Origin of the sequence: Methylobacterium jeotgali (assembly GCF_022179345.1) — a bacterium.
GTDB classification, from domain to species: domain Bacteria; phylum Pseudomonadota; class Alphaproteobacteria; order Rhizobiales; family Beijerinckiaceae; genus Methylobacterium; species Methylobacterium jeotgali.
On sequence record NZ_BPQR01000064.1, the window covers coordinates 1 to 7,956 of the forward strand.

General features: G+C 72.3%; 9 protein-coding genes. 1 reads left to right on the forward strand and 8 read right to left on the reverse strand.

The window, feature by feature from the left end:
- Positions 1 to 254 precede the first annotated feature (254 nt).
- Positions 255 to 950 carry a transglutaminase-like cysteine peptidase gene (locus tag MFF04_RS17675; protein WP_238277729.1) on the forward strand — a complete coding sequence of 232 codons (696 nt, stop codon included), beginning with the start codon at positions 255 to 257 and terminating at the stop codon, positions 948 to 950.
- A gap of 19 nt (positions 951 to 969) precedes the next feature.
- On the opposite strand, the gene MFF04_RS17680 is transcribed toward MFF04_RS17675, so the two are convergent.
- From MFF04_RS17680 to MFF04_RS17715, 8 genes are all read right to left on the reverse strand, one after another.
- A complete protein-coding gene (locus MFF04_RS17680; protein ID WP_238277730.1) occupies positions 970 to 1,293 on the reverse strand; it encodes a DUF6949 family protein in 324 nt (107 codons plus the stop codon).
- Between the two features lie 115 nt (positions 1,294 to 1,408).
- Positions 1,409 to 1,621, reverse strand: a complete 213-nt coding sequence (locus MFF04_RS17685) for a DUF3126 family protein (protein ID WP_238277732.1) — start codon at positions 1,619 to 1,621, stop codon at positions 1,409 to 1,411.
- 118 nt (positions 1,622 to 1,739) lie between these two features.
- Positions 1,740 to 2,612, reverse strand: coding sequence for a serine O-acetyltransferase (gene cysE, locus MFF04_RS17690; RefSeq protein ID WP_238277734.1), 873 nt, complete (start codon positions 2,610 to 2,612; stop codon positions 1,740 to 1,742).
- 212 nt (positions 2,613 to 2,824) lie between these two features.
- Positions 2,825 to 3,697 (reverse strand): helix-turn-helix transcriptional regulator, encoded by an 873-nt coding sequence (locus MFF04_RS17695; RefSeq protein WP_238277736.1) that lies wholly within the window; start codon positions 3,695 to 3,697, stop codon positions 2,825 to 2,827.
- Between the two features lie 187 nt (positions 3,698 to 3,884).
- Entirely contained in the window at positions 3,885 to 4,745 is an 861-nt protein-coding gene (locus MFF04_RS17700) for a lytic transglycosylase domain-containing protein (RefSeq protein ID WP_238277738.1), read from the reverse strand.
- Positions 4,746 to 4,883: 138 nt separating this feature from the next.
- Positions 4,884 to 5,690, reverse strand: coding sequence for a Cof-type HAD-IIB family hydrolase (locus tag MFF04_RS17705; RefSeq protein WP_238277740.1), 807 nt, complete (start codon positions 5,688 to 5,690; stop codon positions 4,884 to 4,886).
- A complete protein-coding gene (locus MFF04_RS17710) occupies positions 5,687 to 6,247 on the reverse strand; it encodes a gluconokinase (protein ID WP_238277741.1) in 561 nt (186 codons plus the stop codon). The genes MFF04_RS17705 and MFF04_RS17710 overlap by 4 nt, the downstream gene beginning before the upstream one ends.
- 47 nt (positions 6,248 to 6,294) lie before the next feature.
- Complete coding sequence (locus MFF04_RS17715; protein WP_238277743.1) at positions 6,295 to 7,593, reverse strand: alpha/beta hydrolase; 1,299 nt, start codon at positions 7,591 to 7,593, stop codon at positions 6,295 to 6,297.
- Between the last annotated feature and the right edge of the window lie 363 nt (positions 7,594 to 7,956).

The window sequence follows — 7,956 nt, forward strand, 5'->3', positions numbered from 1 at the left end:
TCGGCGGCCTCTCATCCCCCGCAACAACCGCAAACCGCTAACGCGCCGGGCCCTTCCGGCGCGGCGCCCCGGCCGGCATACTAACCGGCACGCCTCCTGCTTCGCCTCTCCGGAGCGCTGCGGTGGCCCTCGCGCATCACCGTTTCGAAATGGAACCAAGCCGCGCGACGCGCGTTAATTTGCCCTTTATTTTCTATTGAGCCGGCGCCAGACGCGTGCGAGCTTCGTCCCGAGCTAGAAGACGGGACGGCCAGATGCGGCACTCGGTTCTCGACGGTCTCGGTTCCGGCAGGGGAGCGGCCCCCTCCTGCGACACGATCCTGGCGCGCTTCTGCAACCTCGCCGCCTACACGCTCGTCGGCAGCATCCTGATGCTTGGAGGCGCGACCACCGAGGCGGTGAGTCGCTCCGCCCCGCTCGAGAACGCCACGCCCGTCGAGACCGGGGGCCCGGCCCGGCCGGTCGCCGCCTGGAACGATTTCTGTGCGCGGATGCCGGCGGAATGCACGGTCGACGTCCGCGAGCCGGCGACGATCCCGCTGACCACGGCGCTATGGCGCACGCTGACGAGCGTGAACCGCCGGGTGAACGCCCGCATCAAGCCGATCACCGATCTGGCCCATTGGGGCGTCGTCGACCGCTGGGACTATCCCGACGACGGCTTCGGCGACTGCGAGGACTATCAGCTCCTCAAGCGGCGCATGCTGGTGGAGCGCGGCCTGCCCCGGCGGGCGCTGCGCATGACCGTCGTCATCGACGACATCGGCGAGGGCCACGCCGTGCTGATGGTGCGCACGGACCGGGGCGACTTCATCCTCGACAACAAGACCAACGTCGTGCTGCCCTGGCGCGCCACCGGCTACACCTACATCAAGCGCGAGGGCCAGGACGGCCGCGCCTGGGTGAACCTCGAGGGCGGCGCCTCCCCGGTCGCCACCGCCAACCGCTGAGGCCGGGCGGCGCTCGCGATCAGGCGCCGGCGATCAGGGCGGCGAGATCGAGGGCGACGCGGCCGGAGAGCAGGCCCCAGCCGCAGGCGACGATGGTCGCGAGCATCACGAAGGGGATCGGACGGCCCTCGATCCGCCGGCCCCGCACGGTGTTGCGCAGGATGATGAAGGGGGCGCCGAAGGCGAGGACGGGCAGGGCCGCCACCGCCCGGACGCCGCCGGCTTCCAGCAGGCTGAAGCTCGCCCGCCGGTCGGTGAACAGCTCGAAGGCGCTGGCCAGGAGCCCGGACAGGGCGAGGCCGACGCACAGGGTCTGGAGATGCTCGATGGCCGCGGGGCTCATGATGCGGGTCACGCTCCTCGAAGGGACACGCGACCTTAACGCGGCTCTTAACGGATCGTTAAGCAGAACACGGCGTCAAGGTTAACGCCGTGCACAGGCGCGCGGCGCGGGGGCCCTACTCGTCGAGATCGGTGTCGAGGATCGCCATCTGGAACTGGAAGGAGTGGTCGCCGTCCTCGTCGTCGACGGAGAGAACGCCCACGAACTCCTCGCCGATGTAGACCTCGGCCGAATCGTCCTTCTTCGGACGCGCCACGACCCGGATGTTCGTGTTCGAGAAGGTCCGGCGGAGGTAGTTCTGCACCTTCGCGATGTCGGTCTTGTTCACGGGCCTGTCACCTCTCTCGTGGGACGGCGGGCGCCGTGCCGGCCGCCCGCTTGGGGCGCGGGAGTGCCACGCCCTCCCCCGAGGGGCAAGCGTGGCCGGGGCCGCGCCGGACGACCCGTCAGATGCCTTCGGCCATGTGGATGAACTGGTCCATGCTCACGAGCTGGTCCATGGCGCGGGCCGGGTCGGCGCAGCCGGCGGCGCCGACCACGCGGGCCGGCACGCCGACGACCGTCGTGTGGGCCGGCACCGGCCGCAGCACCACGGATCCCGCCGCGACCCGCGCGCAGGCCCCGACCTCGATGTTGCCGAGGATCTTGGCGCCGGCGCCGATCATCACGCCGCTGCGGATCTTCGGGTGGCGGTCGCCGCCCTGCTTGCCGGTGCCCCCGAGCGTCACCCCGTGCAGGATCGAGACGTCGTCGTCGATCACCGCCGTCGAGCCGACCACGAGGCCGGTGGCATGGTCGAGGAACAGGCCCCGGCCGAAGCGCGCGGCGGGGTGGATGTCGCACTGGAACACCTCCGAGGACCGGCTCTGAAGGTAGAGGGCGAGGTCGCGCCTCCCCTGCCCCCAGAACCAGTGCGCGAGACGGTGCGCCTGGATGGCGTGGAAGCCCTTGAAGTAGAGCACCGGCTCGATCACCCGCGCCGTGGCGGGGTCGCGGTCCATCACGGCGCCGATATCGGCGCGGAAGGCTTGGCCGAGGCCGGCGTCGTGCTCGATCGCCTCGGCGAAGCCGTGGGCGACGAGCTCCGCCGGCAGGGAGGCGTGCCCGAGCCGCGCGGCGACCCTATGGGCCACCGCCGCCTCGAGACTCGGATGGTTGAGGATCGAGCTGACCATCAGGGAGGCGAGCTGCGGCTCCTCCCGCACCACGGCCTCCGCCTCGTCGCGCAGGCGCGACCAGACGGGATCGCAGATGCCGGCGAGCGACTCCCGACCCTGGGCGGCACTGGCCGAAGGGCTCATGAACGGGCTCGCGGACATGGGCGTCTCCTCGTTTCCCGGAGGCGGTGACAGGCACGCTGCGGGAGGGATCATAACGCCCGACGCAGGCGAAGCGAAGGATCCTGCTCCGGCAGGGTTACGGCGGGGTGCAGCCTTCTCGCTGCACCGCACCCGGCTTAGCATGGGGAGGGCGCCGGCCCGTTCAAGGGCCGGGCTGGTGACGGCGCCGGCGGTCCGTCAGGCGGCGGCCGTCAACAGCGCCCGAACCGGGCCTCGATCGCCTCCACGAGGCGGTCGGTCATCGCCTCGACGGTGACGTCCGAGGTGTCGACCGTGGCGGAGGCGCGGGCGTAGAGGGGCTCGCGGCTCGCCAGCACCGCGCGCAGCTCCTGCATGGCGGTGGCGTGATCGCCGGTGGGGGCGAGCTGGCCCTGGTCGCGGACCCGCTGCATGTGCTCCTCGGGGGTCGCCCGCAGCCAGATCGTGAAGAAGGCCTGCAGCAGCAGGTCGTAGGTCAGGGGCTCGGCGACGATGCCGCCGCTGGTGGCGAGGATCAGCGGGCCGGGATGCTCCGTCAGCCGGCGCAGGGCCGCCTGCTCCAGGCGCCGATAGCCGTCCTGGCCGTAGATGGCGAAGATCTCCTTCACGGAGAGCGCGTTCTCGCGCTCGATCTCGTGGTTGAGCTCGACGAAGCTCCAGCCGAGGCGCTCGGCGGCCATGCGCCCGAGGGTGGACTTGCCGGCGCCGCGCAGGCCGATCACCGCGACGCGCCGGCGCGCCGCCTCGCCCCTGGACTCCGCGCCGCCGGTGAGCGCACCCTTCGCCGCCGTCACCTGGGCCGGCGTGGCGTGAGGCAGCAGATCGCGCAGCACCGACCAGTCGGTCGAGACCTCCTGCTCGGCCACGAGATCGTCGAGGCGCACGCCCATGGCGTTGGCGACCCGCCGCAACAGGATGATCGAGACGTTGCCCTGGCCGCCCTCGAGCTGGGCGATGTAGCGCTCCGAGAGGCCGGATGTCTGCGAGAGCAGCTTGCGCGACAGCCCGCGCACCGTGCGCGCGTGGCGCACCCGGCGTCCGAGATCGTTCAGGAACTGGGCTTCGTGGTCCGCCGCGCCGGTCATGGCTGCGTTCGCTCTCCGATCCGCCAAGCCGGGGACGGCTCCCGACGCCCCCCTTGCGGCGTTCCTCTACAGGACCGCGCCGACGCCGTCTCCACCCCTGATGCGATGGCCTGGGAATGACGGGTCCGCCGATGTCGCAGGCCGATGTCGCCGTGGCCGGCTCCCGCCGTCCAAGCAGGATCGGGGCCTACTCGGTGACGGGCAGCGCTGTGGCTTCGAGGACGGGGGCCGCCTTGCGCGCGACCGCGGCGGGGCGCCCGACGGCGGCGAGCAGCTGGGCGGCGGGGCGGCGGGGCGGCAGCGGCACCTCGATGGCGTCCGTGACGACGGCCTCGGCCGTCGCGGCGGGCGGGTTCGCGGCGGCTGCCGGCTGGACCGGAGCGGCGGCGGCCGGGGCAATGGCGAGCGCGGACAGGTCCGCGGCGGGCGCGAGGCTCGCGACCAGCGTCGTGCCGCCGAGGGAGGCCGGGCGGCGTGGCGGCAGCGGCACCTCGACGCTCTCGGTGGGCGCGGCGGCGGACGCCGCCTGGGCGTAGGCCAGCGCCTGGCCGCCTGTGTCGGAGGGGCGGAGCGTGAACAGGTTCGCGAAGGAGCCGGCCGAGTTCGGCGACGGTGCCGCGGCGGGGGTCGCGTCCGCGACCTCGCTGGTGATGCCGAGCTTCTTGGCGGCGTAGTAGTAGCCGCGGTTGTAGTACTGGTAGGCCAGCGCGAGGTCGCCCTTGGCGGCCTTGTAGGCGCCGGCGAGGTAGGCGATCCCGTAGCGCAGGTTGGTCTCGGGGTCGTAGAGGCCCGGCGCGTCGCCCTTGTAGCCGAGCCCCCGCGCGGTCGCGTGCTTGATCTGCATCAGGCCGAGCGCGCTGCCGCCCTTGGCCTTCGGGTTGTAGTTGCTCTCGCGCTTGATGACCTTGTGGATGAACGCCGACGGCACGCCGCTCGCCTTGGCGTGGACCTCGATCAGGGCGTCGATGTTGTCGCGCGCGCCCTGGGCCAGGGCCGGCGTGCACGAACCGATCAGGGCGCCCGCGAGGCACAGGAGGCGAACGTTCATGCGAGAGACCCGGACCCGTTTTCGTTACGGTCTAGGTCGAGGCCAAATAAGGCCGGAAAGCGGCCCGCGAGGGGTCGCGGCGTGGCGGGGCTCCTCGCGGCCCTTCCCTGTGCCCTGGGGGACACAGGCGCGGAGACTTCAGGTCCCGCCGATCACGAACGCGTCCATGGCCTGGGCGAAGCCGTCCGCGTCGTTGCCGGAGGTCGTCCGCGCGGCCCGCGCCTTCACGGCGTCGGAGGCGTTGCCCATGGCGATGGCGAGCCCGGCGCGGGCGAACATCGCGGTGTCGTTGGCGCCGTCGCCGATTGCCGCGACGCGTTCCCGCGTCACGCCGACCCGCTCCGCGATCCGGTCCAGGAAGGCGCCCTTGTCGAAGCCCAGCGGCGTCACGTCGAGATAGTAGCGCTGCGAGCGGTGGATCGCCGCCTGCGTCCCGAGCTCCCGCGCGAGCTCCTCCTCGATCGCGGCGAGCCGGTCGCTCTCGCGGCTAACGCCGACGATCTTCGAGGCGGCCTCGAGGAGCGGATCGAGGTCTTCGACCACGGTCGGGCCGGTGGCGAGGGTCCGCGCTTCGAGATCGGCATAGGGCGCATCCGGATCGCGCAGGTTCCAGGCTCCGTTCGCGAAGACCCAGACGTCGACGCCCGCGCGCAGGAGATGCGCCGCCGCCGCGCGGGCGACGGGGGCCGCCAGGCGGGTCTCCGAGAGAACCGCGCCGTCCGGCGCCACCAGGGTGGCGCCGTTGAAGGCGCCCATGGGCAGGCGGATGTCGAGTTGCCGGGCGATCGCCCGCAGGCCGACCGGCGGCCGGCTCGACACTACGGTGAAGCCGATGCCCGCCCGCCCGAGGCGGGCTACGGCCGCCACGGTCGCGGGCGTCAGCGCCTTGTCGTCGGTGACGAGGGTGCCGTCGATGTCGGAGACGACGAGGGCGATGTCGGTCATCGGTCGAGCGTCTCCGGTTCGAGGCAAAGGCCGTCGAGGATCGCCTCGACGATCGCGGCCGGGGCCTCCTCGATGCCGACGCTGAGAACGCTCTCGTCGGCCTCGGGCTCCTCCAGGGCGGCGAACTGGCTGTCGAGCAAGCTCGCCGGCATGAAATGGCCCCTGCGGGCGGCGATCCGCCCGGCGACGAGGGCCCGGCTGCCCTCGAGGTAGACGAGGCCCACCTCCGGCCGCCCGGCCCGCAGGATGTCGCGGTAGCGGCGCTTCAGGGCCGAGCAGGCCACGACCCCGCCCTCGCCGGCGGCGAGGCGCGACCCGATCCAGGCGGCGACCGCGGCGAGCCAGGGCGCCCGGTCGGCATCGGTCAGTGCGTGTCCCGACCGCATCCGCGCCACGTCTCCCGCGGAATGGAAGTCGTCGCCGTCCGCGAAGCGCCATCCGAGCCGCTCGGCGAGGCAGGCGCCGACGGTGCTCTTGCCGGAGCCCGACACGCCCATCACCACGACCACGCGCGGGCCCGGCCCGCGGGAGGTCTCTTGCGCTTCCGGTTCGCTCATGGGCGGGAAGCTTGGGCGGCAGGGCGCGAGGGCAAGCCTGCGCTTCGTCACACCGCCGTGGCCGTCGCCGCCTCGGGACACGCCTCCGGCATCGTCTCGACGATCGGAGCGAGCACCCGCTCGCGCAGGCGCTGAGGGCCGAGCGTCATGGCGAAGAAGTCGTAGGCGCCGGGGCGGTCGTTGGCGAGCAGGAACTGGAAATGCGTGCGGAACGGGCTCCGGTGGACCCGCGCGTAGCGCTCCGGCGACATGATCTCGCGAAAGCAGGCGGAGCGGATCAGCGGGTTGGCGGGCGCCTCCCCGCGAAGGTCGAGAGGGATGTCGCGCAGCGGGTTGAAGCCCGGAAAGTTCATCCAGTCCTGGGGCGCCTGCACGTCGAGCCAGACGAGGCGCGAGGAGGCGACGAGCCCTGCGATCTCGGCCCGCAGCCGGTGCGCGTTCGGCTGGAGCGCCACGAGAGGCACGCCCGAGCCGAGGGTAACGAGCCCGAGGCTCGGGCCGTCGATGCCGAGGCCCGCGTTGCGGGCGAGGATGCGGGCGGCGACCTCGACGGCGGTCAGCGCGCCGGAGGAGTGGCCGACGATCAGCACCTCGTCCGGCGGCTCGGCCGAGGCCGCCAGAGCCGCGATCCGGGTCAGGACGAGGCCCGTGAAGGCCTCAAGCCGCGCCTCGTAGTCCGGCCGCAGGCCCTGGCCGTGCTGCCAGTTGAACACCCAGTCGTTGAGGAGCTGCCAGAAGAAGATCCGGTTGAGGACCCTTTCCAGCGCCACGATCCAGGCGATGCCGGCGGCGACGCCCGCCGTCAGGGACAGCCAGTGCGGCAGGTTCAGGCCGTGGTCGAACCAGCCGCCGAGATGGGCGTGCACCAGCGTGCCGAGGCAGACCGAGACGAGCGTCAGCAGCACCAGCATGACGAAGGGATAGAAGATGACGTTCCCGTATTTCCAGCTCAGCCGGTAGAGCCGGATCAGGGTGCCCGTGCAGAGCATATGCAGGGTGCCGGCGAGCAGCAGGCCGATGCTGACGACCCGGCTGCGCTTGAAGTCCCGCCGCACGAGGTCGTCCCAGAGCAGCACGTCGTAGCCGGTCTCGGCCCCCTGGGTCGGGGGATGGGCGCCGACGCTCCAGCTCTGCACGAGCCCGTCCGCCGAGGTCTCCGCCGTCGAGAGCGCGCGCTTGCCCTCGCCGAAGCGCTTGGCCCGGCGCATGAGCTCACGCACGAAGAGCTGCCGATAGCGCGTGCAGCCCTCGGGATCGTAGCCGGGAACATAGAAGACGTGGCGCCGGCGGACCGGCCCCGGCCGCCCGGCCTGGAGGGCCGGCGGCGTATAGCTCAACGACGTCATGGTTCGGTGCCCCGCCCCCGCGGCAAGCCCGTCCACCGGTCCGGCCTGCGCCGTCCGATCCGGGATTCGTAGACGGGTCGACGGACGGTTTTCAATCGATCCGACCGATGGTTGCGCGTTTCGGCGGCCGTCCGTGGTCCGGGCGCATCACCCCGGGGCCGTATGGGCCGGCCTGTGCGAAGCGGGGGCAGGACAGGGCCCCGCCCGCCGGCGGCCTCTCGCGGGGACAGTGTGGCCGGCCCGCCACGGACACTGGCCTGCCTTTCGGCTAGGCAGCAGGGGTGAGAACCCAGCGGGCAAAACGGATGCGCTCTGCCGCCCTCCTCCTGTGCACCGCTCTCGCGGTCTCCGGCTGTTCGATTT

What these genes read in the sequence shown, in the direction of transcription:
- MFF04_RS17675 (WP_238277729.1), top strand. Translation starts at nt 255, where the DNA reads ATGCGGCACTCGGTTCTCGACGGTCTCGGTTCCGGCAGGGGAGCGGCC.
- MFF04_RS17680 (WP_238277730.1), bottom strand. Translation starts at nt 1,293, where the DNA reads ATGAGCCCCGCGGCCATCGAGCATCTCCAGACCCTGTGCGTCGGCCTC.
- cysE (WP_238277734.1), bottom strand. Translation starts at nt 2,612, where the DNA reads ATGTCCGCGAGCCCGTTCATGAGCCCTTCGGCCAGTGCCGCCCAGGGT.
- MFF04_RS17695 (WP_238277736.1), bottom strand. Translation starts at nt 3,697, where the DNA reads ATGACCGGCGCGGCGGACCACGAAGCCCAGTTCCTGAACGATCTCGGA.
- MFF04_RS17700 (WP_238277738.1), bottom strand. Translation starts at nt 4,745, where the DNA reads ATGAACGTTCGCCTCCTGTGCCTCGCGGGCGCCCTGATCGGTTCGTGC.
- MFF04_RS17705 (WP_238277740.1), bottom strand. Translation starts at nt 5,690, where the DNA reads ATGACCGACATCGCCCTCGTCGTCTCCGACATCGACGGCACCCTCGTC.
- MFF04_RS17710 (WP_238277741.1), bottom strand. Translation starts at nt 6,247, where the DNA reads ATGAGCGAACCGGAAGCGCAAGAGACCTCCCGCGGGCCGGGCCCGCGC.
- MFF04_RS17715 (WP_238277743.1), bottom strand. Translation starts at nt 7,593, where the DNA reads ATGACGTCGTTGAGCTATACGCCGCCGGCCCTCCAGGCCGGGCGGCCG.